Origin of the sequence: Nocardioides sp. S5 (assembly GCF_017310035.1) — a bacterium.
Taxonomy (GTDB): domain Bacteria; phylum Actinomycetota; class Actinomycetes; order Propionibacteriales; family Nocardioidaceae; genus Nocardioides.
Genome location: NZ_CP022296.1, coordinates 1,170,790 through 1,197,092, shown reverse-complemented (window position 1 = coordinate 1,197,092; position 26,303 = coordinate 1,170,790). Strand labels below are relative to the sequence as shown.

Annotated in this window: 25 protein-coding genes; 9 read left to right on the top strand and 16 right to left on the bottom strand. The window is 72.7% G+C overall.

Annotated elements, in window-relative coordinates; translation table 11 throughout:
- The first annotated feature begins 29 nt into the window (after window positions 1-29).
- On the top strand, window positions 30-1,190 hold the full coding sequence (locus tag CFI00_RS05890) for an Mrp/NBP35 family ATP-binding protein (protein WP_207084320.1): 1,161 nt from the start codon (window positions 30-32) through the stop codon (window positions 1,188-1,190).
- Between the two features lie 17 nt (window positions 1,191-1,207).
- Window positions 1,208-1,537, top strand: coding sequence for a sec-independent translocase (locus CFI00_RS05885; RefSeq protein WP_207084319.1), 330 nt, complete (start codon window positions 1,208-1,210; stop codon window positions 1,535-1,537).
- Between the two features lie 16 nt (window positions 1,538-1,553).
- Here CFI00_RS05885 and CFI00_RS05880 read toward each other — a convergent pair whose 3' ends face one another.
- Window positions 1,554-2,090, bottom strand: coding sequence for a hypothetical protein (locus CFI00_RS05880; RefSeq protein ID WP_207084318.1), 537 nt, complete (start codon window positions 2,088-2,090; stop codon window positions 1,554-1,556).
- Window positions 2,091-2,190: 100 nt separating this feature from the next.
- Between CFI00_RS05880 and CFI00_RS05875 the strand changes: the two genes are divergently transcribed.
- Both CFI00_RS05875 and CFI00_RS05870 read left to right on the top strand, forming a co-directional pair.
- Entirely contained in the window at window positions 2,191-2,886 is a 696-nt protein-coding gene (locus CFI00_RS05875) for a LysM peptidoglycan-binding domain-containing protein (RefSeq protein ID WP_207084317.1), read from the top strand.
- A complete protein-coding gene (locus tag CFI00_RS05870; protein WP_207084316.1) occupies window positions 2,883-3,416 on the top strand; it encodes an Rv3235 family protein in 534 nt (177 codons plus the stop codon). Before CFI00_RS05875 ends, CFI00_RS05870 begins: the two co-directional genes overlap by 4 nt.
- A gap of 20 nt (window positions 3,417-3,436) precedes the next feature.
- On the opposite strand, the gene secA is transcribed toward CFI00_RS05870, so the two are convergent.
- From secA to CFI00_RS05820, 10 genes are all read right to left on the bottom strand, one after another.
- Window positions 3,437-6,280 carry a preprotein translocase subunit SecA gene (secA, locus tag CFI00_RS05865; protein ID WP_207084315.1) on the bottom strand — a complete coding sequence of 948 codons (2,844 nt, stop codon included), beginning with the start codon at window positions 6,278-6,280 and terminating at the stop codon, window positions 3,437-3,439.
- Between the two features lie 15 nt (window positions 6,281-6,295).
- Window positions 6,296-7,525, bottom strand: a complete 1,230-nt coding sequence (locus CFI00_RS05860; protein WP_207084314.1) for a crosslink repair DNA glycosylase YcaQ family protein — start codon at window positions 7,523-7,525, stop codon at window positions 6,296-6,298.
- A gap of 6 nt (window positions 7,526-7,531) precedes the next feature.
- Window positions 7,532-8,206 carry a response regulator transcription factor gene (locus tag CFI00_RS05855; RefSeq protein WP_224275447.1) on the bottom strand — a complete coding sequence of 225 codons (675 nt, stop codon included), beginning with the start codon at window positions 8,204-8,206 and terminating at the stop codon, window positions 7,532-7,534.
- Window positions 8,207-8,259: 53 nt separating this feature from the next.
- Complete coding sequence (gene raiA, locus CFI00_RS05850) at window positions 8,260-8,892, bottom strand: ribosome-associated translation inhibitor RaiA (protein ID WP_207084313.1); 633 nt, start codon at window positions 8,890-8,892, stop codon at window positions 8,260-8,262.
- Between the two features lie 398 nt (window positions 8,893-9,290).
- Window positions 9,291-10,016 carry a ComF family protein gene (locus CFI00_RS05845; protein ID WP_242532708.1) on the bottom strand — a complete coding sequence of 242 codons (726 nt, stop codon included), beginning with the start codon at window positions 10,014-10,016 and terminating at the stop codon, window positions 9,291-9,293.
- Between the two features lie 62 nt (window positions 10,017-10,078).
- Window positions 10,079-11,806, bottom strand: a complete 1,728-nt coding sequence (locus tag CFI00_RS05840) for an LpqB family beta-propeller domain-containing protein (protein ID WP_207084311.1) — start codon at window positions 11,804-11,806, stop codon at window positions 10,079-10,081.
- Complete coding sequence (gene mtrB, locus CFI00_RS05835) at window positions 11,803-13,404, bottom strand: MtrAB system histidine kinase MtrB (protein ID WP_207084310.1); 1,602 nt, start codon at window positions 13,402-13,404, stop codon at window positions 11,803-11,805. Before mtrB ends, CFI00_RS05840 begins: the two co-directional genes overlap by 4 nt.
- 4 nt (window positions 13,405-13,408) lie before the next feature.
- The gene (mtrA, locus tag CFI00_RS05830; RefSeq protein WP_207084309.1) at window positions 13,409-14,113 is read right to left on the bottom strand and encodes an MtrAB system response regulator MtrA; all 705 of its coding nucleotides are present in this window, start codon (window positions 14,111-14,113) and stop codon (window positions 13,409-13,411) included.
- Window positions 14,114-14,154: 41 nt separating this feature from the next.
- On the bottom strand, window positions 14,155-15,612 hold the full coding sequence (gene ahcY, locus CFI00_RS05825; RefSeq protein WP_207084308.1) for an adenosylhomocysteinase: 1,458 nt from the start codon (window positions 15,610-15,612) through the stop codon (window positions 14,155-14,157).
- Window positions 15,613-15,705: 93 nt separating this feature from the next.
- The gene (locus CFI00_RS05820; protein WP_207084307.1) at window positions 15,706-16,842 is read right to left on the bottom strand and encodes a DUF808 domain-containing protein; all 1,137 of its coding nucleotides are present in this window, start codon (window positions 16,840-16,842) and stop codon (window positions 15,706-15,708) included.
- Between the two features lie 269 nt (window positions 16,843-17,111).
- Between CFI00_RS05820 and CFI00_RS05815 the strand changes: the two genes are divergently transcribed.
- The 4 genes from CFI00_RS05815 to CFI00_RS05800 all read left to right on the top strand — a co-directional run bounded on the left by CFI00_RS05815 (window position 17,112) and on the right by CFI00_RS05800 (window position 19,879).
- Entirely contained in the window at window positions 17,112-18,536 is a 1,425-nt protein-coding gene (locus CFI00_RS05815; protein WP_207084306.1) for an HNH endonuclease signature motif containing protein, read from the top strand.
- Window positions 18,537-18,609: 73 nt separating this feature from the next.
- Complete coding sequence (locus CFI00_RS05810) at window positions 18,610-18,948, top strand: VOC family protein (RefSeq protein WP_207084305.1); 339 nt, start codon at window positions 18,610-18,612, stop codon at window positions 18,946-18,948.
- A gap of 39 nt (window positions 18,949-18,987) precedes the next feature.
- Window positions 18,988-19,362 carry a nuclear transport factor 2 family protein gene (locus CFI00_RS05805; protein ID WP_207084304.1) on the top strand — a complete coding sequence of 125 codons (375 nt, stop codon included), beginning with the start codon at window positions 18,988-18,990 and terminating at the stop codon, window positions 19,360-19,362.
- A gap of 4 nt (window positions 19,363-19,366) precedes the next feature.
- Entirely contained in the window at window positions 19,367-19,879 is a 513-nt protein-coding gene (locus CFI00_RS05800) for a GNAT family N-acetyltransferase (protein WP_242532707.1), read from the top strand.
- On the opposite strand, the gene CFI00_RS05795 is transcribed toward CFI00_RS05800, so the two are convergent.
- Genes CFI00_RS05795 through CFI00_RS05785 form a run of 3 tightly spaced genes read right to left on the bottom strand, consistent with a single transcriptional unit; the run spans window position 19,876 to window position 21,476 of the window.
- Window positions 19,876-20,907 carry an SIS domain-containing protein gene (locus CFI00_RS05795; protein ID WP_207084303.1) on the bottom strand — a complete coding sequence of 344 codons (1,032 nt, stop codon included), beginning with the start codon at window positions 20,905-20,907 and terminating at the stop codon, window positions 19,876-19,878. The genes CFI00_RS05800 and CFI00_RS05795 overlap by 4 nt on opposite strands.
- Window positions 20,908-20,921: 14 nt before the next feature.
- Window positions 20,922-21,092: a Trm112 family protein gene (locus tag CFI00_RS05790; RefSeq protein WP_207085396.1), complete on the bottom strand. Its 171-nt coding sequence runs from the start codon at window positions 21,090-21,092 to the stop codon at window positions 20,922-20,924.
- Between the two features lie 21 nt (window positions 21,093-21,113).
- Window positions 21,114-21,476, bottom strand: coding sequence for a DUF3499 domain-containing protein (locus CFI00_RS05785; protein WP_207084302.1), 363 nt, complete (start codon window positions 21,474-21,476; stop codon window positions 21,114-21,116).
- A gap of 49 nt (window positions 21,477-21,525) precedes the next feature.
- On the opposite strand from CFI00_RS05785, the gene CFI00_RS05780 reads away from it, so the two are divergent.
- Window positions 21,526-21,975 carry a metallopeptidase family protein gene (locus CFI00_RS05780; protein WP_242532705.1) on the top strand — a complete coding sequence of 150 codons (450 nt, stop codon included), beginning with the start codon at window positions 21,526-21,528 and terminating at the stop codon, window positions 21,973-21,975.
- Between the two features lie 7 nt (window positions 21,976-21,982).
- On the opposite strand, the gene CFI00_RS05775 is transcribed toward CFI00_RS05780, so the two are convergent.
- Window positions 21,983-23,368 carry a DUF5719 family protein gene (locus tag CFI00_RS05775; protein WP_207084301.1) on the bottom strand — a complete coding sequence of 462 codons (1,386 nt, stop codon included), beginning with the start codon at window positions 23,366-23,368 and terminating at the stop codon, window positions 21,983-21,985.
- Window positions 23,361-26,273 carry a glycosyltransferase family 2 protein gene (locus CFI00_RS05770; RefSeq protein WP_207084300.1) on the bottom strand — a complete coding sequence of 971 codons (2,913 nt, stop codon included), beginning with the start codon at window positions 26,271-26,273 and terminating at the stop codon, window positions 23,361-23,363. Before CFI00_RS05770 ends, CFI00_RS05775 begins: the two co-directional genes overlap by 8 nt.
- Between the last annotated feature and the right edge of the window lie 30 nt (window positions 26,274-26,303).

The window sequence follows — 26,303 nt, the reverse complement described above, 5'->3', positions numbered from 1 at the left end:
TCGCGGGGCGGCTCGTAGACTTCGGCATCATGAGCACCCCCACGCAGCAGCAGGTGATGGACGCACTGGCGACCGTCAACGACCCGGAGATCAAGCGGCCGATCACCGACCTGGGGATGGTGGACACCGTCGCGGTCGCCGAGGACGGCTCCGTGGCGGTCCACGTGCTCCTCACCGTCGCCGGGTGCCCGCTCAAGGACACCATCAACCGCGACGTCACCGCCGCCGTCTCCGGCGTCGCCGGCGTCACCTCGGTCGAGCTCACCCTCGGGGTGATGACCGCCGAGCAGCGCGCCGGGCTCAAGGAGATCCTCAGCGACGGCCGCGCCCAGCGCGAGATCCCCTTCGCCCAGGCCGGCTCCCTCACCAAGGTCTACGCCATCGCCAGCGGCAAGGGCGGTGTCGGCAAGTCGTCGGTCACGGTCAACCTCGCCCTCGCGCTCGCCGCCCAGGGCCTGCGCGTCGGCATCGTCGACGCCGACATCTACGGCCACTCCGTGCCCGCGATGCTGGGCATCGCCGACGCCCGCCCGACCCAGGTCGACGACCTGATCATGCCCGTCCCCACGCCCAGCGGCGTCTCGGTCATCTCCATCGGCATGCTCAAGCCGCGCCGCGACCAGGTCGTCGCCTGGCGCGGCCCGATGCTCGACCGGGCGCTCGTCCAGATGCTCGCCGACGTCTACTGGGGCGACCTCGACGCCCTCCTGCTCGACCTGCCCCCGGGCACCGGCGACGTGGCGATCTCGCTGGGCCAGCACCTGCCGAGCGCCGAGGTCGTCGTGGTCACGACGCCGCAGGAGGCGGCCGCCGAGGTCGCCGAGCGCGCCGGCACGATGGCCTCGATGATGCACCAGCGCGTCGTCGGCGTGGTGGAGAACATGAGCTACCTCCCCTGCCCGCACTGCCCAGCCGAGGACGACCACCGCCTCGAGGTGTTCGGCAGCGGCGGCGGCGACCGGGTCGCGGCGACGCTCTCGGAGCGCTTCGGCTACGACGTGCCGGTGCTGGCCCGGATCCCGCTGGACATCTCGCTGCGCGAGGGCGGCGACGTCGGCAAGCCGATCGTGGAGGCCGACCCCACCGCCCCCGCGGCCCGCGAGCTCACCCGGGTCGCCACGACGCTGTCGGGCCGTGGACGAGGACTCGCCGGCCTGCAGCTCGGGCTGACCCCCTCCAACAGGTTCTGACCAGTAGGTTCTGACCCATGTTCGACGTGGGGCTCCTCGAGCTGGCCGTGATCGCCCTGGTGGCGGTCGTCGTGCTGGGGCCCGACCGCCTGCCCGACCTCGCCCGACAGGCGGCCCAGCTCCTGCACCGTGCCCGCGGGCTGGCCCACAACGCGCGCGACGAGCTGCGCAACGAGCTGGGCCCGGAGTACTCCGACCTCCAGCTGCGCGACCTCGACCCGCGCTCCATCGTGCGCAAGCACCTCACCGAGGCGATGGCGGAGGTCGACCGCGAGGCCGCGAAGGAGAAGGCCAAGGACTCGCTGCCCCAGGGGCAGGTCCCGCCGTACGACGTCGAGGCCACCTGATCCCCCGCCTGAGGACCTAGTCGTCGCGGCTCTGGACCGCGACCAGGCCGGCGTACGGCACCAGCAGCTCGCTGCCGGCCGGGCCCCGGGCCTCGAGGAAGTCGGCGCCGACCCGGTGGACGTACGCCTCATGACGGGCGCCGTCGGCCAGGTGCACCACGCACCGCGCTCCTGCGTCGGCGAGGCGACGTAGCGCGGCCCGCAGGCCCAGCCGGTCGATCGGCGACCAGGCGACCTCGGGCACCGAGCGCTCGCTGGCCCCGTGCACCGCAGCCACCGCACGGAGCGGGACGATCCAGTCCTGCCGCGTGCCGTCGAGCAGGCACCACTCCTCCCCCACCCGGGCCAACCGTCCCTCGACGCGGCCCACGTGCGGCAGGTCGAGCGCCACGTCCTGCCCGCGGGAGGCCATGAGCCGGCTGACGAGCGTGACGGCGCCGTACTCGGTGCGGGCCCGGTCGGCGAGCTCGGCTTCCCGGTCGGCCTCCCAGGCGGCGGCGGCCTGCCCCTCCAGGTCGTCGAACAGGGCGAAGAGGTCGTGCTCCCAGGACATTCCCCGAGCCTAGGCCGTCTCCTCGGCTGTGGAGAAACCTTTGACAACCCGGTCAAACCTTCGTTGAATGAAGCAAACGCAAGCAAACGAAAGGTTCGCGATGTCTCGGGGGACAGCTCGCGCCGCACGACCGGTCGCCGTCTGGCTGGCGGTGAGCGCCGTGGCGCTCGCCTCGGCCGCGGCGGTTCCCGGCGCCTGGCGGACGGTCGCCGACCGGGACGGACGTCCGGGCGCCGAGGTCGACCTGCTGGTCGCGGTGTGCGCGACCGGCCTGGCGGTGTCGCTCGCCTGGCTGTGGGCGATCACCACGGCGACGGTCGTCGGGGTCGTCGTCGGCTCCGGACGCCCCGCTGCCCCGCGCGGCGTGACCCGGCGGCTGGTCCTGCTGGCGTGCGGCGTCGCCGCGGCGGCCGGCAGCGGCACCCCCGCCCTGGCGGCCGACGAAGACGTCGCCACGCTGCTCGCCGGGCTCCCCATGCCGGAGCGCGCCGTCGCGCCGGACGCCGGGACCGTCCCACGGACCGACGTGCGGCCCGCAGGCCGGCCTGCCCCGGCCACCACCGGGCGTACCTACGTCGTGCGCCCCGGCGACTCCCTGTGGTCGATCGCCGACGCCCACCCGGAGCCCGGCACCTCCGGCTCCGTGCCCGAGCGCTGGCACGCGATCTGGCAGGCCAACCGCGACGTCGTCGGCGACGACCCCGACCTGATCCACCCCGGCCAGGCGCTCCGCCTGCCCGGCCCCCAGCACCCCGACCGGCACCAGCCGCGGGCCCCGAAGGACGGAGATCGATGATGAGCACACCGGACCCCACCCACGCCGAGGTCATCCTCCTCCGACCGGCGGCACACGTTCCTGGCTCCCCCACCAGCGTGCAGGGCGCCCTGGCGCTCGACCTCACGCCGCGCACCGCTCCCCCGCGGCCGCGCCTGCGCAGCACCCGCGCCTCCGACCTGGTCGCGCTCGCCCGCGCCGAGCGCAGCCACGTCGACGCCTTCGTCGGCCGCTACCTCCAGGCGCTCGTGGAGATCGCCTCCGGGGACCGGCCGGTCAGCCAGGTGCTGCGGCACACTGCGCCCGAGGTCTACGAGGACCTGTCGGCGCGCGCCCGGACCGTCGCCGAGGCAGCCGGCACCATGCCGGGACGGACCAGCAGGACCAACCCGACGCGTCCGGTGGTCGTCGGCGTGCGCACCGCCCTGATCCGCGACGACGCGGTCGAGGCCAGCGCGCACGTGCGCTACGGACGCCGCTCGCGCGCGGTCGCCGCCCGCTTCGAGGTCAGGCGGGACCGCTGGCAGTGCGTGGCGATCGCCTGGGGCTGAGCCCCGGGCCGATCGGGCGTTCAGCCGCCCAGCGTGGCGCGGCCCGAGGCGCCGCCCGGGGCACCGTGGCACCGCTTGAACTTCTGGCCCGACCCGCAGGGGCACAGCGAGTTGCGGCCGACCCCGGCGAACTCGTCGTCCTCGTCCGCGGGAGCGGCGTGGACCTCGGCCTCGCCGTCCTCCGACGGGGCGCTGTAGGACAGGTTCTGCGGCCGGCTCGGCTTGTCCAGGCCCTTGGCCCGGATGGTGGGCGCGGAGGCATGGGCAGCGGCCTGCGCGAAGTCGATCTGCGGAGTCGCGGCCGACACCTGCGGCGCGGCGGGCACGACCTCGTCGTCGCCACCGGCGTCCCCGGTCCCGTCCGCGTCCTCCTCGACCTCCACCTGGAGGTTGAAGAGGTAGCCGACCGACTCCTCCTTGATGCCGTCCATCATGGCGGTGAACATGTCGAAGCCCTCGCGCTGGTACTCCACCAACGGGTCGCGCTGGGCGTAGGCGCGCAGCGAGATGCCCTCGCGGAGGTAGTCCATCTCGTAGAGGTGCTCGCGCCACTTGCGGTCGAGGACCGAGAGGACCACGCGGCGCTCGAGCTCGCGCTGGACCTCCTCGCCCATCTCGTCCTCGCGGCGGTCGTAGGCCTCCTGCACGTCCTTCTGGAGGTCCTCCACGAGCTGCTCGCGGCTGATGTTCTCCAGGCCGCCGGCGGCCTTGATGACGCCGTCCTTGGTGAGGCTGACCGGGTAGAGCTGGCCGAGCGCGGTGAAGAGGGCGTCGAGGTCCCACTCCTCCGCGTATCCCTCGGTCGCGCCGCGGACGTAGCCGGCGACGACGTCGTCGAGGAAGCCGCGGATCTGCTCGCCGAGGTCGGCGCCCTCGAGGACGCGGCGGCGCTCGGCGTAGATGACCTCGCGCTGGCGGCTCATCACGTCGTCGTACTTGAGCACGTTCTTGCGTGACTCGAAGTTCTGCGACTCGATGTTGCCCTGGGCGCCGGCGATGGCGTTGCTGACGCGCTTGGCGTCGATCGGCACGTCGTCGGGGACCTTGAGCACGGTGAGGATGCGGTCGACCCACTCGGACTTGAACAGGCGCATCATCTCGTCCTGGAGCGAGAGGTAGAACCGGGACTCGCCCGGGTCGCCCTGACGCCCGGAGCGACCGCGCAGCTGGTTGTCGATGCGGCGCGACTCGTGGCGCTCGGTGCCGACGACGTAGAGGCCGCCGAGCTCACGGACCTCGTCGTGCTCGGCCGCGACCTGCGCCTTGATGCGCTCGAGCATGGCGGGCCACGCGGCGTCGTACGCCTCGGGGTCCTCGACCGGGTCGAGGCCCTGCTTGCGCAGCTCCTGGTCGGCGAGGAAGTCGACCGAGCCGCCGAGCATGATGTCGGTGCCTCGACCGGCCATGTTGGTGGCGACGGTGACCGCGCCCCGGTGGCCGGCGAGCGCGACGACCTTGGCCTCGTCGGCGTGCTGCTTGGCGTTGAGGACGGTGTGCGGGATGCCGCGCTTCTTGAGCAGGTCGGAGAGGTACTCGGACTTCTCGACCGACACCGTGCCGATGAGGATCGGCTGACCCTTCTCGTGGCGCTCGGCGATGTCGTCGGCGACGGCCTCGTACTTCGCCTCCTCGGTGCGGTAGACGAGGTCGACGTTGTCGACGCGCTGCATCGGGCGGTTCGTGGGGATCGGGACCACGCCGAGGCCGTAGATCTTGTCGAACTCCGAGGCCTCGGTCATGGCCGTGCCGGTCATGCCGGAGAGCTTGTCGTAGAGGCGGAAGTAGTTCTGGAGGGTGATCGTGGCGAGGGTCTGGTACTCCTCGCGGACGGTCACGCCCTCCTTGGCCTCGATCGCCTGGTGCAGGCCGTCGTTGTAGCGGCGACCGGCCAGGATGCGGCCGGTGTGCTCGTCGACGATGAGCACCTCGCCGTCCATGACGACGTACTCCTTGTCGTTGCGGAACAGCTCCTTGGCCTTGATGGAGTTGTTCAGGAACGAGATGAGCGGCGTGTTGACCGAGTCGTAGAGGTTGTCGATGCCGAGGTGGTCCTCGACCTTGGTGATGCCGGGCTCGAGCACCGAGATGGTGCGCTTCTTCTCGTCGACCTCGTAGTCGGTGTCCTTGACGAGCTTGCGCGTGATCTTCGCGAACTCGGCGTACCACTTGACCTCGTCCTGGGTCGGGCCGCTGATGATGAGCGGGGTCCGGGCCTCGTCGATGAGGATCGAGTCGACCTCGTCGACGATGGCGAAGTTGTGGCCGCGCTGCACGCACTCCTCGACCGTGTCGGCCATGTTGTCGCGCAGGTAGTCGAAGCCGAGCTCGTTGTTGGTGCCGTAGGTGATGTCGCAGGCGTAGGCCTCGCGACGCTCGGCGGGACGCATCGACGGCAGGATCACGCCGGTGGTCAGGCCGAGGAAGTGGTGGACGCGACCCATCTGCTCGGACTGGAAGCGCGCGAGGTAGTCGTTGACCGTGACGACGTGGACGCCCTTGCCCGCGAGGGCGTTGAGGTAGGACGGGAGCACCGCGACGAGGGTCTTGCCCTCACCGGTCTTCATCTCGGCGATGTTGCCGAGGTGGAGCGCCGCTGCGCCCATCACCTGGACGTCGAAGGGCCGCATGCCGAGCACGCGCTTGCTGGCCTCGCGGACGGTGGCGAAGGCCTCCGGCATGAGGTCGTCGAGGGACTCCCCCGCGGCGAGCCGCTCGCGGAACTCCCCGGTCATCGCGCGGAGCTCGTCGTCGGTCATCTTGACGAAGTCGTCCTCGATGGCGTTGACGGCCTTGGACACGGCTTCGAGCTCACGGAGGATCTTGCCCTCGCCGATACGGAGGAGCTTGTCGATGATGGCAGGCACGAGTGGTAACTGTACCTACCGCTCCCACGAGCGGTGCAATGCGTGCGCCAGCTCGCCGGCGAGGTCGCCGCGACCGCCCACCACGACGTCGTCCAGGCCGAGCCAGCCCGCGACGCGGCGCAGCTCGACGGCCAGCTCCTCGGCCGTCCCTGACGGCGCGCCCACCTCGGCGTACGCGCCGGGGACCAGCAGGACGCCGGCGGACCGGTCGGCCTTGAGGTCGACGCGCGCCACCAGTCGGTCACCGAGCAGGAACGGCAGCACGTAGTAGCCGTGGACCCGCTTCTGGGCCGGGACGTAGATCTCGATGCGGTAGGAGAAGTCGAACAGCGCCTCGGTGCGCGCCCGCTCCCACACGAGCGGGTCGAACGGGCTCAGCAGCGTCCGAGCGGCCACCCGCCGCGGCAGGCGGGCATCGCGGTGGAGGTACGCCGGACGCTTCCAGCCCTGGACCGTGACGGGCTCCAGCTCACCCGACTCGACGAGCTGCTCGACCGCCGTGCGCACGCTGGGCGCGCCGGGAGCGGGCTGGAGGCGCAGGCGGTAGTAGTCGGCCAGGCACGGCGCGCTCGCCACGCCGTGGGAGCGCGCGGCACGGCGGACGAGCTCGGTGACCGCGTCCTGCGGCGCGGGGGTGGGTGCGTCGAGGACCGCCGCGGGCAGCACCCGCTCGGGCAGGTCGTAGAGGACCTCGAACTGGCTGGTGCGCCCGGCGATCGCCACGTCGCCGACGAGGTAGAGGTAGTCGAGCACCTTGCGCGACTCCGACCAGTTCCAGCCCCAGTGCTCCTTGGTGCGCGGACCGGTGCTGAACTCCTGCTCGAGGTCGCGCGCGGTCACCGGGCCGCGGTCGCGCACGGCCGCCAGCACGCGCGGCTCGAGCGCGGCGTCGGCGGTGAGGCCCCACTTGCCGCGCTCGGAGCGGTAGGTCTCCATCCGGTGGCGCATCAGCGGCCACAGGTCGACCGGCATCAGCGCCTGGACGTGCGCCCAGTACTCCACGACCCGTCGCGGCCGGCGTTCGGCGGCCCGGGTGAGCAGCCCGGTGTCGTAGGGACCCATCCGCGAGTAGAGCGGCATGTAGTGGGCGCGCTGGAGCACGTTGACCGAGTCGACCTGCAGGACACCGGTGCGCTGCAGGGTGCGGTCGAAGGTGCGCGTGGTCGGGGTCGCGTGGGCCCGGTCGGTGAAGCCCTGCGCCGCCAGGGCGATGCGGCGGGCCTGGAGGCGGGTCAGCGACGCCATCGGTGGCTAGGGGAGGTCGAGGAGCTTCTCGCGCATGGCGTACATGACGGCCTCCATGCGGGAGTGGAGCTGGAGCTTCTCGAGGATGTTGCGCACGTGGTTCTTCACCGTGTTCTCGGAGATGAAGAGCTCCTTGGCGACCTCGCGGTTGTTGAGGCCCTTGGCCACCAGCCGCAGCACCTCGAGCTCGCGCTCGGTCAGCTTCAGCGCCGGGCCCTGCTCGCGCTCGGGCTTGGACATCTGCTTGAACTCGTCGATCAGCTTGACGGCCATCGACGGGCTGATGAGCGACTGGCCCTCGTTGACCACGCGGACCGCCTGGGCGACCTCCTCGATGGACGAGTCCTTGAGCAGGTATCCCGACGCACCGTTCTTGACCGACTCGTAGAGGTCGGCCTCCTCGTCGGAGACCGTCAGCATGATGATCTTGGCCGACGGCACGGCCTCCTTGATCGCGCGGCAGGCCTCGACGCCGGTGCGGCGCGGCATGCGGACGTCGAGCAGGATCACGTCCGGGGCGGTGGTGACCGCGAGGTCGGTCGCGGTGACGCCGTCGGCGGCCTCACCCACGACCTCGATGTCGCTGTCGCCGCTCAGGAGCATGATCAGCCCTCGACGGAAGAGCTCCTGGTCGTCGACCACCAGCACGCGGACGGGTTCACTGCCTTGAGCCTCGGTCACGCGCGCATCATGTCATGCGCGCGTGACCGGGGCGGTGGCGCAGCGCGGTGGAGTCAGCCCGCGATCTCCCCGTCGACGTCCAGGGATATCACGCCGTAGTCGTAGCCGCGTCGCCGGTAGACCACCGAAGGGCGCTCGCTCTCCTTGTCGACGTAGAGGTAGAAGTCGTGCCCGACCAGCTCCATCTCGTAGAGCGCCTGGTCGAGCGTCATGGGGGCGGCGTGGTGCGACTTCTCGCGCACCACCAGCGGTCCGTCCCCCGTCACGGTGATCGGCCCGACCTTGTGCTCCACGACCGTCTGGTCGTCCTCGGCCTCCGTGTCCTCCACGGTCGCCATGCCGGCGAGCGCCTCGCCGACCGACACGTGCTCGTTGCGCCCCTTGTGCACGCGTCGCCGGTCGGCGGCGCGGCGCATCTGCGCCTGCATCTTGTCGAGGGCCAGGTCGAGCGCGCCCATCTTGTCCTCCGCCGCCGCCTCTGCGCGGATCACCGGTCCCTTGGAGAACGCCGTGAGCTCGACCTTGGTGGCGCGGTCGTGCTGCCGGGGGTTCTTCTCGAGCTCCACCTCCACCTGGACCCGCATGATCCGGTGATCATGCTTCTCCAGACGGGTGAGCTTCTCGGACACGTGCTCCCGGAACCTGTCGGACACCTCGCAGTGCCGTCCCGTGACCACAACCTCCATGTGAACCTCCTCAACTAGCGAGCGGACCGCACCCTTCCATGGGCCGCGGCGGCAACCGCCGGGGCAGGGTGGGATGGAGTCCGCCCGGCCGACCTGGTCTTCGACCCCACAATCGCCTGCTGAGGCGTTCGCAGCTTCTCCGCCACTACTGGCCTTCTCCCGCCGTCCGGCACATCTGGCGCCGGGGACGAGGCAGGACTTACTTCTAAGCCGCACCGTGATCGTCCGACGGGCATCGCGCTGCAGGACAGCGCGGGACCCGGGGACTTACGTGGACCGTTTCGCCTGCGACTGGCATCGGCTTGCCACGGGACGGACCGCCCGACGCACCTGACGGTGCAGCGCACAGCCCTCTCCGTGACGCAACCACGGACCCGGGCGGACTCCATGACAAGACGCTAGCCCCTCGCGGTCCCCGGGCCAACTGTGGGGGCCACCTGTCGGGCAGTACGCCGGGTCGCCGCCACCGCGGCCACGGCGACGGGCACCAGACCGACCGCCTCCAGCGCGCGCTGCGCCTCGCGGGCGGTGGCGCCGGTGGTCAGCACGTCGTCGCACACCACGACGTACGCCGCGGGGCGGCGGCGGGCGAGACGGGCCAGCGCGACCGACGGGCAGTGCATCGAGCCGGTCACGTTGGCGGCGCGACCGCGCGCGTCCAGGCCCGCCTGGTCGGCGGCTCCGCGCGACACGAGCAGCGGCGCGACCACCGCTTCCCGCTCCGGCCGCACCACCCTCGCGGCCCGGCGGACCAGCGCGGCGGTGGCCTCGTAGCCGCGCTGCCGGCCGGCGCCGGGACGCGACGGCACCGGCACGAGCACCAGCGGCACCGCCGGGTCGAGGTCCGCTGCCGCGGCCCGCACCGAGGTGGCCAGCAGGTCGCCCAGGACCCGGCGGTGCGACCACTGGCCGCGGTCCTTGTGGCCCACGACCAGGGCACGGACCGCACCGTCGTAGGCCTCCGTCGCCCACGGGGCCACCAGTCCGTCGGGGACCGGCGAGGGCCACGCCGGTGCGGCCCGGCGCGACAGCGCGCCGCGGCAGTCGTGGCACAGCATCCGTCCCGGCACGTCGCACCCCACGCACCGGCTGCCGAGGAAGAGGTCGAGGGCCGCATCGATCACCCGGCCATGTGAGCAGCACCGGACCCGGCGCGGCAACCGGTCGGTGTCCGGCCTGTGGAGGGTCAGCCGACGTAGGTCAGCGACGTGAGACCACGCGCCAGGTCGGGGACCGAGCGCTCGAGGCGGGTCAGGCTGGTGACCGCGCGTCCGGCGAGGGCGAAGGCCTCGCTGCCGTCGACCGGCGAGGAGACCAGCTGGCGGGTCGGTCCGCGCAACCGGGTGGTGCCACCGCTCGCGACCTCCCCCGGTGCGCCGTCGACGGAGATGGTGCGGACCTCGGAGAGGTCCTCGGTGATGTCGCTGAGCACCGAGACCGCGGTCGGCGAGCGCCAGCCGATGTCCCGGATGCGCGGGCTGCTCTCGGTGGGGCGCGGCAGCGTGCGCACCGGGGTGAAGCCCAGGACCACCCCCGCCGCGTCCTGCCGGACCCGGGTCGAGACCACCCGGTCGGCCCGGGGCCCCCGCACGACCGCCACGAGACGGCTCCCGTCGCGCGAGACCAGCAGCGACCTCGCGGACCGACCAGTGATGCCGGGGACGTCGACGACCCTCGCCGACCCGTCGACCACCAGGATGACCCGCGCGCGTCCGGCACCACGGTCCAGCAGCCAGATCCGGTCGCGGTGGTCCCAGCCCGGCGCGGCGAGGTCGACCGCACCGACGACCGGCCTCGTCGGCTCCCCCGCCGCCTGGACCGGCGCGACCAGCAGGTCCGCACCATCGTCGGTGACGCCGGCGACGCGGGCGCCGGTGAGGTCAACGCCGATGGAGCGCACGCCGAGGTCCGCGGTGCCGAGCGGTCCGGCGGTGGGTTCGAAGGCGCCGATCGCGCCGGAGACGAGCAGCCCGCGGTCGAGCGCGAACAGCTCGCCGCTGGGGCGTACGCCGTTGGGGTCGTAGGCGCTGCCCACGTCGAGGTTCACCTGGGTCGAGCCGCCCGGCCCGCCCAACGCGCGTCCGCCGATGCTCAGCTCCACGGCCCGGATGCGCGGCTCCTGGCGCAACGTCCACACGAGCTGGGCCAGCATCCGCTGTGCCGTCTCGTCGTCCACGGCGTCCGGGTCCCCGGTGAGGGCCACGGTGGCGATGCCCGCACTGCTGATCGGGACGGCGAGGCCCTCCGCGCTCCCGGACGGGAAGAAGGTCTGCACCACGTCGGGCGTGGCGTCGTCGGGGCGGGCCGCGAGCCCCCGCACGAGCGAGGAGGCGAACTGCTCGCCGCTCGGCACGAAGACGGGCTCGGGCACCAGCACCTGGGCCGTGGGATCGAAGAAGTAGAGCGAGACGCGCTGGTAGGAGTCGTCGAACCACGACTCGGGGACGATGAGGGCGTTCGGCACCTCGTCGATGCGCCACTCGCCGTCCTCGAGCGCCAGCCCGAGCCCGAGCACGCTCTGGTCCTGGGTGCGCTGCCACGCGCCGCGGTCGTCGTAGCGGTTCACCTCGGAGAGCGGGATGCGCACCGACGTCTCGCCCACGGCGGTGCCGAGCTCGGCGTAGGTGATGATCTGCTGCTCGGGCACCCAGGAGTCGGCGGCCTCCTCGGAGAGGAACTGGCTCGCGACGGTCGGGCTGATGGGGGTGGCCTTCATCGCCTCCAGGAAGCCGGCGACGATGTCGGCCGCCGAGTCCCCGGCCTGCGGCGGCCGGGGGTCGAAGGAGATGCCGGGCACGTCGTCGGCGGCGTCGGAGACCTGGGGCTCGACGACCGGGCCGTCGGTCGGCATCTGCACGCAGCCGCTCAGCAGGGCGAGGGCCGCGGCCAGGCACCCGGCCCGCGCGGTCCTCACGCGGTCTCCCGGGCGTCGTCGGGCACCAGCGGCAGGGGTGAGTGCCGCAGCTGGGTGCCGAGCAGGCGCGGCAGGGTGAGGCGGAACTGCGCGCCCTCGCCCGGACGGCCCCACGCCTGGAGCCACCCGTCGTGCAGGTGGGTGTCCTCCAGGGAGATCGACAGGCCCAGCCCGGTGCCGCCGCTCGTGCGGGCCCGCGCGGGGTCGGCGCGCCAGAAGCGGTTGAAGACCATCGCGGACTCCCCCGGCCCGAGGCCGATGCCGTGGTCGCGCACCGCGATGGCCGCCGACTGCCGGTCCGAGCCGACGAAGATCTCGACGTCGCGCGACTCGGCGTGGTCGATCGCGTTGGTGACCAGGTTGCGCACGATCCGCTCCACCCGGCGTACGTCCGCCTCGGCGATGCAGGGCGAGCCGGGATCGTGCAGCACGACACGGGTGTCACGCTGCGCGGCGAGCGCGGAGGTCATGTCGACGACGCGGCGCGCGACGTCGACGAGATCGACGTCCTCCGCCTCGAGCACGGCAGCGCCGGCGTCGAAGCGGCTGATCTCGAGCAGGTCGGCCAGCAAGGTCTCGAAGCGGTCGAGCTCCTTCTGGAGCAGCTCGGCGGCACGAGCGGTGACGGGGTCGAGGAAGGGCCGCGCGTCGTGGATGACGTCGCTGGCCATCCGCACCGTCGTGATCGGCGTACGCAGCTCGTGGGAGACGTCGGAGACGAAGCGGCGCTGGAGCCGGCTGAGCTCCTCGAGCTGGCGGATCTGGCGCTGGAGGTTGGAGGCCATCTGGTTGAAGGACGTCGCGAGGCGCGCGAGGTCGTCCTCGCCCCGCACCCGCAGCCGCTCCTGCAGGTGACCGGCCGCCAGCCGCTCGGCGACGCGTCGCGCCATCCGGATCGGGGTCACCACCTGCCGGGTCACCAGCCAGGTGAGGCCGGCGACGAGGAGCAGCAGCGGGACGCCGGCGACGAGCATGGCGCGCGAGACCAGCGCCAGCGTCTCCTGCTGCTCGGCGAGGGGGTAGAGGTAGTAGAGCGTGTAGGTGTTGTCGTCGGCCGGGAGCCGGACCTGGCTGCCCACCACGATGCCGGGGCCCTCGGGCAGTCCGGGGATCTCGCGCGTGGTGCGGATGTCGGTGTAGGTCCATGCGGTCGGCGAGACAGCGTCGAAGCGTGCCTCGAGCTTCGCCGGGACGCTGGTGAGGTCGAGGCCCTCGGTGAACTTCGCGCCGCCGTCCGCGAGGCGTACGCCCTCGCTGACAGGCGGCGACAGCACCACGGCGAAGCCGCGGGTCGCACCACGGGCCTGGATCGGCTCGACCAGCGCCTGCTGCTGCGCGGACTCGTCGACGTCGAGGCCGGGCTGGGCGGCGAGCCCGGCGCGGGCCGCCTCGGTCTCGCCCTCGGCCTCCTGCACGACCGCGTCGACGCGGTTCTCGAGCAGGCCGTCGCGGGTCTGCTGGATGAGGAACCACCCGACGATGCCGACGACTGCGGCGGACAGCAGCACGGTGCTGACCACCACGCGCGCCTGCACCGAGCGTCGCCAGAAGGCAGGCCCGTGGCGCAGGACCGGCGGCAACCGGTCGAGGAGCCTCACCGGGTCACGCCTGGGACTTGCCGGCCTTGTAGCCGACGCCGCGGACGGTCACCACGACCTCCGGGTTCTCCGGGTCGTGCTCGACCTTGGAGCGCAGGCGCTGCACGTGGACGTTGACCAGGCGGGTGTCGGCGCTGTGGCGGTAGCCCCAGACCTGCTCGAGGAGCACCTCGCGGGTGAAGACCTGCCAGGGCTTGCGGGCCAGGCACACCAGCAGGTCGAACTCCAGGGGCGTGAGGTTGATCGACTCCTCGCCACGCGTGACGGAGTGCCCGGCCACGTCGATGGTCACGTCGCCGATGGTCAGGCCCTCGTCGGGGGTGACGTCGTTGCGACGCACGCGCGCCCGGACGCGGGCGACGAGCTCCTTGGGCTTGAAGGGCTTGACGATGTAGTCGTCGGCCCCGGACTCGAGGCCGACGACCACGTCGACGGTGTCACCCTTCGCGGTGAGCATCACGATCGGCACGCCCGACTCGGCGCGGATCTCCTTGCACACGTCGATGCCGTCCTTGCCGGGCAGCATCAGGTCGAGGAGGACCAGGTCGGGCTTGTAGTCGCGGAACGCGTCCAGGGCCACGTCGCCGCGACCCACGATGCGACTGTCGAACCCCTCCTGGCGGAGGACGATGGAGAGCATCTCCGCCAAGGAGGCGTCGTCGTCGACGACGAGCACGCTTCCGCGCGCGGGATCGACAGGATCGTTCATGGCGCCAGTCTAGGGCTGGCACCCGCAGACCTGAGCAGGACTCAGTAGCGGTAGTGGTCGGACTTGAAGGGACCGGCCACGTCGACACCGAGGTACTCGGCCTGCTCCTTGGTGAGCTCCGTCAGCTCGACACCGAGGGCGTCGAGGTGCAGGCGGGCCACCTCCTCGTCGAGGTGCTTGGGCAGCACGTGCACGCCGAGCTCGTAGTCGTCGGCCTTCGTGAACAGCTCGATCTGCGCCAGCACCTGGTTGGTGAAGGAGTTCGACATGACGAACGACGGGTGGCCGGTGGCGTTGCCCAGGTTGAGCAGGCGACCCTCCGACAGCACGATGATCTTCTTGCCGGGCTCGTCACCCTCGCTGGGGAAGATCCACTGGTGGACCTGCGGCTTGATCTCGTCCTTGACGACTCCGGGGATCCTGGCCAGGCCGGCCATGTCGATCTCGTTGTCGAAGTGACCGATGTTGCCGACGATCGCCTGGTGCTTCATCTTGTGGAAGTGCTCGACCGTGATGATGTTGAAGTTCCCGGTCGTGGTGATGAAGATGTCGGCCGTCTCGACGACGGACTCCAGGCGACGCACCTCGTAGCCGTCCATGGCGGCCTGCAGGGCGCAGATCGGGTCGATCTCGGTGACGATGACGCGCGCACCCTGGCCGCGCAGGGACTCCGCGGAGCCCTTGCCCACGTCGCCGTAGCCGCACACGACCGCGACCTTGCCGCCGATCATGACGTCGGTGGCGCGGTTGATGCCGTCGATGAGCGAGTGGCGGCAGCCGTACTTGTTGTCGAACTTCGACTTGGTGACCGAGTCGTTGACGTTGATGGCCGGGAAGAGCAGCGTGCCCTCGCGGAACCGCTCGTAGAGGCGCAGGACGCCGGTGGTGGTCTCCTCGGAGACGCCCTTGATGTCCTGGGACACGGCGGTCCAATAGCCCGGCTTGCTGGCCACGGAACGGGCCAGGACCCGCAGGACCTCCTTGAACTCCTCGTTGTCGGTGCTGTCCTGCGACGGCACGACACCGGTCTTCTCGAACTCGACGCCGAGGTGCAGCAGCATCGTGATGTCGCCGCCGTCGTCGAGGAGGACGTTGGGGCCGACCGGGTTGCCGTCGGCGTCGGTGAAGGCGAAGACCTTCTCGGCCTCGTCCCAGTACTCGCCGAGGGTCTCGCCCTTCCAGGCGAAGACGGGCGTGCCGGCGGGGGCGTCGACCGTGCCCTCGGTGCCGACGACGACGGCGGCGGCAGCGTGGTCCTGGGTCGAGAAGATGTTGCAGGTGGCCCAGCGCACGTCGGCACCGAGCGCGACCAGCGTCTCGATGAGGACGGCGGTCTGGATCGTCATGTGCAGCGAGCCGGCGACGCGGGCGCCCTTGAGGGGCTGCTCCTTGCCGTAGCGCTCGCGCATGGCCATCAGGCCGGGCATCTCGTGCTCCGCGAGCTCGATCTCCTTGCGGCCGTAGGCGGCGAGGCTGAGGTCGGCGACCTTGAAGTCCATCTGTGTCTCCTGGTGTCGAGGAGGTGCGTCTGCGCCGCACATCTGTGCATCGTCGGGATCTCCCGCGCGGACCAGAAGAGGGTAAAACCGCACTCAGCGATTCGGAGAATCCTCGGCGGTGCCACCGGGGGTCGCCTCGTCGTGCCCGGAGTCGCGCCCGGAGCCGTGCCCGGAGCCGTGTCCTTCGACGCCGCCCTCGTCGTGGGAGTCGTGGCCGGAGCCGTGGCCGCCGCCGATCCCGAAGGCGTGCAGCACGGCCAGCACGAGCCCGCCGACCACCAGGCCGACGACACCGGAGAGCACCGTGTTCACCACCCAGCCGAGCAGGGCGCCGAAGGTCCCGCCCACGGCCTCGTGCACGGCGTCCTCCCAGTGGTGGACGAGGTCGTACGGGGCGTACAGGACGTCACCGAGTGCGGTGCCCTCGAGGAGGCCGTCGGGGCCGCCGATCTCGTAGAGGCTGACCAGGAGGATGTGGCCACCGACCCACAGCATCGCCAGCGTGCCGATGAGGGAGATCGCGGTGAGCAGGCGCGGCATCGCGGACACGAGGGCGAGACCCACGCGCTGGGCGCCCTTGGAGGGCTTCCCCGCGAGGTGGAGGCCGACGTCGTCCATCTTCACGATGAGGGCGACGACGCCGTAGACGAGGACGGTGATCAGCACGGCGACCGCCGCCAGGACGATCGCCCGCATCCAGATGGTGGCGTCGGGGTCGGAGGTGACGACCTCCTTGAGCGCGATGACCATGATCTCGGCGCTCAGGATGAAGTCGGTGCGGATGGCGCCGGCGACCGTCTTGGCCTCGTGCTCGGGGCTCAGCTCGCCCGTGCTGGTGAGCTCCTCCTCCGCCTCCTCGACGACCGGCTCGTGGCCGCTGACCTTCTCCCACACCTTGTGCGCGCCCTCGTAGGCGAGGAAGCCGCCACCGAAGATGAGGATCACCGGCAGCAGCTGCGGGAGGAACTGACCCAGGAGCACGGCAGCGGGCAGGATGAACAACAGCTTGTTGCGCAGCGAGCCGATCGCGATCTTCTTGATGATCGGCAGCTCGCGTGCGGCCGGGGACCCGTGGAGGTACTGCGGGGTGACGGCTGTGTCGTCGACGACCACGCCGGCGGCCTTCATGCTGGCCCGCCCGGCGGCGGCGCCGACATCGTCCACGCTGGCCGCGGCGATCCGGGCGAGTGCGGCGACGTCGTCGAGGAGGGCGAACAGTCCGCCGGCCATGGGTGGTCCTCCGGGTCAGGGGTCGGGAAGAGGTGGTGCGTGGGGCAGCCTATCCGCGGACCCGCGCCGGGATGCTCCGTGCTCCTCCCCCTCGCTGGTTGAGGCGCGAGCGCAGCGAGCCTCGAAACCATTGCTCTCCCTCGCCGGGCGGAGGCCTCACCTCGGCGGTCGAGCAGCCGAGCGAGGAACGAGCGAGGCGCATCGAGACCCCTCCACAAGACGCCGCCGGCTCGAGGCCGTTGTCGGACCCCTCGTCTAGAATCGAATGCATGATCGAGGAACTGGAAGCGGGACCGGAGGCCGGGGCAGACGCCCTCACCCCCGCAGCCCTGCTCGCCTCGATCCGCTCGGCCCGGTCCGTTGAAGACGCTGCCGCCGCCCGGCAGCTCGACCTCGCCGCCCGCTGGGCTGACCTCCACCCGCCCGAGTCCATCCACTCGGCCGCGTCTTTCGCCGTGGCGGGGTGTGAGCACGAAGAGCCCATCGCCGGACCGGGCACGCCGCTGGTCGCGGAGTTCTGCGTCGCCGAGCTCGGCACCGTCCTCGGCATCACGAGCGTGTCGGCGAAGAAGCTCATCGGCCACGCCCTCGAGCTGCGCCACCGCCTCCCCCGGTTGTGGGCGCAGGTCCACGCCGGATCGGTTCCTGCCTGGCGGGCGCGTGCCGTTGCGGAGGTCACCATCCACTCCACGCCGGCGCTGACGGTCGAGGCCGCACGGTTCGTCGACGTCCAGGTCGCCGCGATCGCCGGTCGGATCGGGCCCGCCCAGCTGGATCGCCTCGTCGCGGAGACGATCAAGAGGTTCGACCTCGCCGCGGCGGATCCGGCCGCGGATCCGGAGGACGGGTACCTCCACGTCGACCCGCGCCACGTCACGATCCACGATGAGGACGTCCACTTCGCCGGCACCGTGCGGCTCGAGGCCGAGATCGACCTCGCCGACGGCCTCGACCTCCACCAGGCACTCGCCCACGGCGCCGCGACCCAGAAGGCCCTCGGCTCGCAGGAGCCGCTCAACGCGAGACGGGCCAAGGCGCTGGGTGACCTGGCCCGGACGCAGACCGCTCTCGACCTGCATGCGAGTGGTTTCGAGGCTCGCTCCGCTCGCACCTCAACCACCGATGACTTGCCCGCGGCGCGCGAGGTCGTGCTCCACGCGCACTTCGACGCCACCATGGCCGGCGACGCCACGGTCCTCAGGCCGACCGGCCGGCTGGAGGAGGGCCAGCGACTCCTCCTGCTGGACCAGCTCAGGTCCTGGTGCGCCGACTCGCGCACCACCGTCACCGTCAAGCCCGTCATCGACCTCAACCAGGAGAAGTACTCGCCCGGCTACGACATCCCGGACCGGATCCGTGACCAGGTCATCCTCCGCGATCGCACGTGCGTGTTCCCGTTCTGCTCCCGCCCTGCACGGGGGTGCGACGTCGACCACGTCACCGAGTACGACCATGACGCCGACGCGCAAGGCCGACCCCAGCCGGGCCCGACGTGCACCGAGAACCTGGGCGCCTTGTGCCGGTTCCACCACCGGGTCAAGACCCACACCGCCTGGCGCTACGACATGGTCGCGCCCGGGGTGTTCGAGTGGACGAGTCCGCACGGGCACCGCTACCGGCGAGATTCGACTGGCACCACCGCACTCGACCCGCCCGACCCGAAACCGCCCCGGATCCCGTCACCTCGAAGATGACCCCGCCCCACACCCCGCCACCCACGAGGAGGCGGGGCCACCGGCGCGTCCTGTCGGCTACTAGCGTGCTCGCATGCCTTCCTTCGTGAAGTCCGTGACCTTCGACTGCCACGACCCGCTCACGCTGGCGGCGTTCTGGGCGGCCGCGCTCGGCTCTGACGTCGACGAGGACAGCACGTCGCAACGCGCCTGGGTCGAACCCGCCGGGTGGGGAGGCCCCAGCCTGTGGTTCCAGCAGGTTCCCGAGCCGAAGGTCGCGAAGAACCGCTTGCACTTCGACCTGCGCGCGATGGGGCCACTCGCGGACGAGCGGGACCGGCTCGTGGCACTGGGGGCTCGGACGGTTCACCAGGATGTCGCCCTTGTTGTGATGCGCGACCCGGAAGGCAACGAGTTCTGCCTCGAGACCTGACCAGTGAGCGCTGTCGGTCCCGCGCGCCACACTCCGTGCATGGACACTGCCGCCCTCCTCGCCCGCCTCGCCGAGGTCATCGACGCCCACGACTGGGCCGGCCTGGCCGACCTGCTGCACCCCGACTTCACCTGCCGGCTGGTCCACACCGGTGAGGTGTTCGACCGCGACGGGTGGGTCAGGCTCAACGCCGACTACCCGGGCTTCGAGCGCATGCACCTCGAGGACCTCGTCGCAGCCGACGACCGTGGCGTCCTCCGAGCGCGAGTGACCTGCGCTGGGTCCGACGGCGCGGACCAGGTCTTCGTGGTCGCCAGCTTCGCCAGCGTCCAGGACGGCCTCCTCGCCGAGCTCACGGAGGTGTGGACCGACGTCGACCAGCAGGCTCCCGACGGCACCCGGCCACTAGCCTGAGCCGGTGCTGCCAGAGCCCACCGCGCGCCTGCGCTTCCGTCCGATGACGATCGCCGACCTCGACGACGTGACGACGCTGCTCTCGGCGCCGGACCCCGTCCGGGTGGACCGGCCGGCCCGCGACCGCGACGACGCCGTGCGCTGGATCGAGTGGCAGGAGCGCAACTACGCCGACCACGGGTTCGGGCTGTGGGTGGTCGAGACCCACGACGGCGAGTTCGTCGGCGACTGCGGCCTGACGGTGCAGGACGTGGAGGGCGAGCCCCACGTCGAGGTCGGCTACCACGTCGTGCCTGACCTGCGCCGGCACGGCTACGCCACGGAGGCCGCGACCGCCGTACGCGACTGTGCGGCCGCCGCCGGGATCGACCACCTCGTGGCGATCATCCGCCCGGAGAACACACCGTCGCAGGCCGTGGCCCGCACGCTCGGGATGGTGGTGGAGCGGACGGCGTACGTCCACGACGGCGACGCACTCGTCCTCGGGACGAGCCTGACGAGGCCGCCGACGGCCTAGTCGTCGACCAGGCCGACGCGGAGGTACTCCGCGGCGTAGGTGCCGGTCAGCAGCAGCGAGGCGTAGCGCGCGACCTCGGCGTCGGCGTCGGTCTCCAGCGTCTCGACGCGTACGCCGTGACGCGCGGCCGCGGCCCGCAGCTCGCCCGCCTGCTCGCGGACCACCGGGTCGTCGGCGCGGTCGTCGAGCACCAGCAGCAGCGGGCGCAGGTCGGCCTGCTCGTCGGAGAAGGGGTCGGCGAAGGTGTCGTGCGGCCGGGTGGCCTCGATCACCGGCAGCAGGTGCTCGGCGTCGCCCGCGATCGCGGAGCGTCCGCTCGTGCGTCGCAGCGACTCCGCGAGCCGACGGGCGGCACGGGCAGCGAGCACGGACCCGCCCCAGACCAGAGGGTTCGTGTCGGCCATCGCGATGGCCAGCATCTTGGCCGGGTTGACCGCCAGGTCGCGGTGCGGCGAGCAGCTGGTGGCCACCTCGTCGAGCGACTCCGCCACCGACTCGGCATCGGCGTGGGGGCCGAGCTGGATGTGGGCGAGGTAGTCGAGCATCACCACGGCCGTGGCGAGCTGGTCACCGGTCACGGTCGGCAGCAGCGTGACGTGGCGACCGGCGGCGTGCTCGGCGACCATCGAGCGCTCGGGGCACGCGACGGCCACCTGCGCGCCGCGACGTACGGCCTCGGCGACCGCGGACGCCGACCCGTGGTCGTTGCCCTCGGGCGCCAGCATCACGACGAGGTCGAGCGAACCTGCCCAGCCCGGGAGCCCGGGGTTGGGCCAGGCGACGAAGGGCACGGGGCACCACGGCTCGAGGACCGCGCGCAGCAGCCGCGAGTCGGGACCGGCGGCGATCACCGCGCGCGGACGGGCCTCGTCGCGACCCCGGGCGATGGCCTCGGCCGTGGCCGCCGCGGCCGCGTGGGCCTCACGTCGGACCCGGGCACCGCTCTCGGCGAGGGTGCGCAGGCGCAGGTCGACGGTCTCCAGCACGCTGTCGTCGTCGAGACGGGCCTCGTCGAACCAGGTCGCCACGTCAGGACCCGGCCTCAGACCGGCTTGCGGGCTTCGTCGACGAGCAGGACGGGGATGTCGTCGCGGACGGGGTAGGCGTTGCCGCACCCCTGGCAGACGAGCTCGTCGGCGCCGGCGTGAGTCACGGGCGACAGCTCGCCGTGGCAGGCCGGGCAGACGATGATGCTCAGCAGCTGCGGGTCGATGTTCACGCGCACGATCCTAGGTCAGTCGGTGGACGTCAGGACACGCAGGTGCCCGCGCTTGGCGCCGCGGGACGGGTCGTCGGTCGAGTGCAGCGGGACCGGCGCCGGCGCGGGACGGCCGGCCTCGCGGACCGCGTCGGCCAGCGCCAGCAGGTCGTCGCTGCTCGGCCCCTGCGCCTGGGGGTCCGGAGCCAGGCGCAGGACCTCCCAGCCGCGCGGGGCGGAGAGCCGCTCGCTGTGCGTGTCGCAGAGGTCGTAGGCGTGCGGCTCGGCGTAGGTCGCCAACGGCCCGAGGACGGCGGTCTGGTCGGCGTACACGTAGGTCAGCGTGTTGACCGCGGAACGGCCACACGCCGTACGCGAACAACGACGGGCAAGGCTCACGGCGCCGACGCTACCCGCCACACGCACGCGCGGCGCTTAGGCTCGCGGCGTGGACGACGTCAGCCCCGCCCGCCCCGACCGCCCGCGCCGCCGCACCCGCGACCGGCGCGGCCGCGGCATGCGCGGTCCCGGAGTGATGCCAGCCGTTGCGGGGACGCCGGCCCTGCGCACCGACCGGCAGCGCTTCGACCAGCTCGTCCTCGACGTGGTCACTCCGCTCGACGAGCGCTGGCAGCGCCACCTCGGGCTGGTGGAGTACGCCGTCGAGGACGCCCCGATGCTGCCCGACGACTGGGGCGACGACACCGTGCCGCTCTCCTCGCTCGTGCGTGGCAAGGGCCAGGACCCGACCCGGCTGGTCATCTTCCGCCGCCCGGTCGAGCACCGCGCGAACGACCGCGACGAGCTCGAGGCGATGGTGCACACCGTCGTGGTCGAGCAGCTCGCCGAGCTGCTCAACCTCACCCCCGGGCAGGTCGACGAGAGGTACGCCGACTAGCGCAGGGCTACCTCTGCGCAGGTCGGACGTCCGGCACCTGGCCGGTCGTCACGAGCGCGGCCAGCGGCAGCACCGACAGGCCGCGGTCCTCGACCTCCACCGACACGACCGCGCCGGTGCGCTCGACCCGCACCACGGCCAGCACCGCCTCGTCCGGAAGTCGCAGCCGCGCAGCGGTCGCCGGCTCGACCTCGACGCGCCGCTCGCGCACGACCGGCTCGCCGTCGGCGTCCCACGCCCGGAGCACGACGACACCCGGCGCCTCCGCACCGGCGACGACGACGCGCTTGGAGCCTGCGGGCAGGGCCACAGCGGCGTCGCCCTCGACGACCGGGCCGGCGACGGAGAACGCCAGGTCGGAAGCGGTCCGCGTCCGCAACGCGGCGGCTACCGGGCCGGTGGCGTCGAGCCGCAGTGCCTGCACGCCCTCTGCGGTCGGGCCGCGCAGCACCCCGGCGAGGTCGACCTCGGTCACCGTCGCCGGGGCGAGCGTCACCTCCTCGACGCCCGAGGGGGCGAACTCGCTCTCGCCGCTCACCAGCCTCAGCGCGACCCGGACCTCGCTGTCGCCGGGGTTGGCCAGGGTGAGGGTCCGGTCGGCGGCCGCTGCCTGCACCCCGACGACGTACGACGTCGCGGCGGGGGCGTCCTGCGCCGGCAGCCACTCGCGCACGGCCGGGTCGGTGCCGACCGGGTCGAGCACGTCGACGACCCCGGCGGAGAGCCGTCCGCGGGAGACGAGGACCTGGGCGGCGAGGGCGTCGCGGTTGGGAGCCACCTCGGCGAGGTCGAAGGAGACCGACCGGCCTCCCGGCACGCGCACACCGCGCAGCGCCGGGACGTCGACGATCCCGCTGCCGTCCCAGACGGTGACGTCGGCGACAGCCGGGCCCTTGTCGGGGTTGACCAGGGTGAGGGTGGAGGTGTGCTCGGCGGAGGCACCCAGGCCGGTGAACCAGCGCTCGGGGGCGGGCTCGTCGCAGGCCACTGCCGACCCGGCGCCGGAGCGCCCGACGACGAGACCGGGGGCGAGCTCGCCGGCGCCGTCCACGACGACCGAGGCGCGCGCCTCGATGCTGGCGACACCGTTGTCCAGGGTGAGCGTGCGCTCGTCGCGGCCGACCCGCACGGCCAGGTCCCCGGAGGCGAGGGAGGCGCTGCCCAGACGCACCTCGTCCGCCCCGGGCAGGCGTGCCGGGCACACCGCGGTCGAGCGGTCGAGCGGCGCGTCGGAGGGGGCGTACGCCGTCGTCGGCTCCGCCGCGGGCCGGACGAGGGCCAGCGCGGCGACGGTCAGCAGCGGGATCGCCACCGCGAGCAGCGTCAGGGGCGAGGGTCGTCGACCGGCCGCGTCGGCGACGCGGCGCCGACCGGTCGTGGGTGCGTCAGTCATGGCTTCGGCCCTCCCTGCGCTGGCGCACCGTGGGCGCTGCCAGGACGATCGCGGCGATGACCGCCAGTCCCTGGAGGACCAGCAGCGCGGTGCGCCACCACGGCTCGGGACCGTCGAGCGCGGCCGCGTCGAGCGGGCGGTCCACGCGCCAGGCGCGGGTGCTGCGGTCCTCGGCGCTGGCCTGCTCGAGGCCCGCCGTGGCGTCGAGGCGGGCCGAGATCCGCCCGTCGGCGGGCGAGGCGAGCACGACGTACTCGACGCCGCGGTCGCCGAGCGCGGTGACCACGCCCGGGGTGGGAGCCGACACCAGGGCCTGCACCTGGCCGGTCAGGTCGTCGTCCTCGTCGGTGAGCGTGAGGACCTCGTCCTCGCCGACGGTGGTGCCGTCCTCGCGGCGGATGCGGTAGGTGATGCCGTCCTCCACGGACCCGTCGACCACGAGCACGCCGTGCTCCGGACCCAGCAGGGAGCTCTGCTGCATGTAGACCGGCACCGTCGTCTCGGCGTCGCGTGCCATCGCGTTGTCGGGGGTGGTCAGCCACCAGCCCAGCCCGCCGAGCGGCACGGCGGCCGCGACCACGGCCAGGGCGGCGGCGACGCCGCGCTGCCAGGCGGGGTGGTGCTCCTCGAGCCGGCGCAGGTAGGCGTCCGCACCCAGCGCGACCGCGACGATCGCGGTGCCCTGGAGGATCACCACGAACAGGCCCAGGCTCGGGCGCGTGGTCACCGACGGCAGGTCGAGCGAGTCGTGGGAGAGCACCCCCGACACCAGCGCCGCGGCCAGCGCGACCAGCCAGCAGATCACCACCGGCACGCGCGTACGCCGCGGGAGCAGGGCCGCGAGGGCCAGGACACCCAGCACGATGCCGAGCCAGTCGGGAGCGCCGAGGTCGTTGAGCCGGCCGGTCAGCAGCCCACCGAAGGTGACCTGGTCGACGGTCAACCGCCCCGCCTCCAGGAGCAGGCCGGAGCCGGAGCCCGTCGTCACGAGCGGCAGCAGCCACGGGGCGAGGAGCAGCGGCGTCGCCGCCACCGCGGTCACCGGCGGTCCCCAGCTGTCCCGCTCGCCCAGCAGCCGCGGCGAGATGACGGCGGCCGCGCCGAGCACGACCGCGGTCGCCAGCAGGGCGAAGAGCCAGAGGCCCGGCACGAAGGCAGCCCCGAGGGCCAGCAGGAGCGCCGTGCGCCACGCGGCGCGCCAGCGGCGGTCTCGGGCGGGGTCGACGAAGCCCAGCGCGGCGTGCGCAGCCCACGGCAGCAGCGCCGCGACCGCGACGGTGCCGAAGCGGCCCTCGCCCCAGGCGCCCGAGGTGACCGGGACCAGCGCGTAGGTCAGCGCACCCCACACCACGAGCCAGCGCGGGAGGCCGCGCGGGTCGACGAGACGGCCGACTACCTTGAGCAGCCGCCACGCGCCCCAGGCCGCGAACGGCACCGCCAGCAGCATCAGCCCCGACACCACCGCACCGGTGCTGCCGAGCAGCAGCGACGCGGCGAGGGCGAAGGGCAGGACGTAGGCGGGGGCGGGCACGTCGGTGCCGGTGCCGAGCGGGTGCCAGGAGGTGGTGTGCAGTCGCCACCAGTCCCCTGCCGACTCTGGGACGGGTGACAGCGCGCCGCCGGCGATCGAGCCGAACGCCTCGCGCCCGGCGAGGATCGAGAGCACGCCGAAGAGCACCAGCACGACCGCGACCGGGTTGGTGAAGAAGCGGGCGACCATGCCGGTGTCGGTGAGGTAGGCGTCCTCGTCGTCCTCGACCGGACCGCGCCGCTGGTCCCGCCCGGCCTGCTCGCCGGGGGCCTGGGCCAGGCGTCGTCGCTCGGCGACGTCGGCCGCCTGGCTGGTGGCAGCGGACGCCAGGTCGGTGACGAAGTCGAGGCCGTGGCGGTAGGGCAGCCACGCCGGGGCCAGGAGGCGGCGTACGTCTGCCGGCTCCCCCACGCGGCGCTCGGCACGCTGGCGACGGGCCGCCAGCAGCTGCCGCGGCCGGCCGTGCACTGAGAGCACCGCAGCCAGCTCGTCGAGGGCCTCCCCGATCGAGCGCACGCCGAGGTAGCCCACGACGCGCAGCAGCGAGCCGAGGAAGAGCCGGACGTACTGCCAGGCGAAGCGGCGCGACGACACGTTGGCCAGCGACGTGAGGAGCGCGGCCCGGCGCTCCTGGTAGTGGGTGTGGCGACCGGTCAGCGGCGTGCGGCGTACGCCGCGGTGCGCGGCCTCGGCGTGGAAGACGACCGCCTGCGGCACCACGAGCGTGCGGTGGCCGGCGAGGGCCGCGCGCCAGCCGAAGTCGATGTCGTTGCCGAAGATCGGCAGCTCCTCGTCGAGCCCGCCCAGCGACTCGAGCACGTCGCGCCGCACCAGCATGCCGGCGGTGTTGACCGCGAGCACCTCGCGCACGGCGTCGTGCTGGCCCTGGTCGTACTCGCCCCGCTCCAGACCGGTCTCGCGGTGGCCGGTGCCGGTGATGGTCAGGCCGACCTCGAGCAGCCGGCGCAGTGAGGGCCACTCGCGCAGCTTCGGGCCGAGGATCGCGGCGTCGGGGTGCTCCTCGGCCGCGGCCAGCAGCTCGGCCAGCGCCGTGGGGTCGGGGTTGCTGTCGTCGTGGAGCAGCCAGACCCACTCGACGTCACCGTCCGCCGCGAGGGCCGGGGCCAGGTCGAGTCCGTGGCGCACGGCGGCCGGGTAGCTGGTGGAGCCGGGCACGACGTCGACGACGAGTCGTGAGCCGTCCAGACCGGCGCGGCCGAGGCCGTCGCGCACCAGGTCGAGGCTGTCGTCGCGGCTGGTGGTGTCGACCACCGCGACGCGGTCCACCCGGAGGGTCTGCCCGGTCAGACCAGCGAGAACTGCTGGGAGCCACCTCGCCCCGTCGTGGCAGACGAGAAGCGCGGTGACAGACACCGGAGCACCTTAGCGAGGCGCTCCGGACCG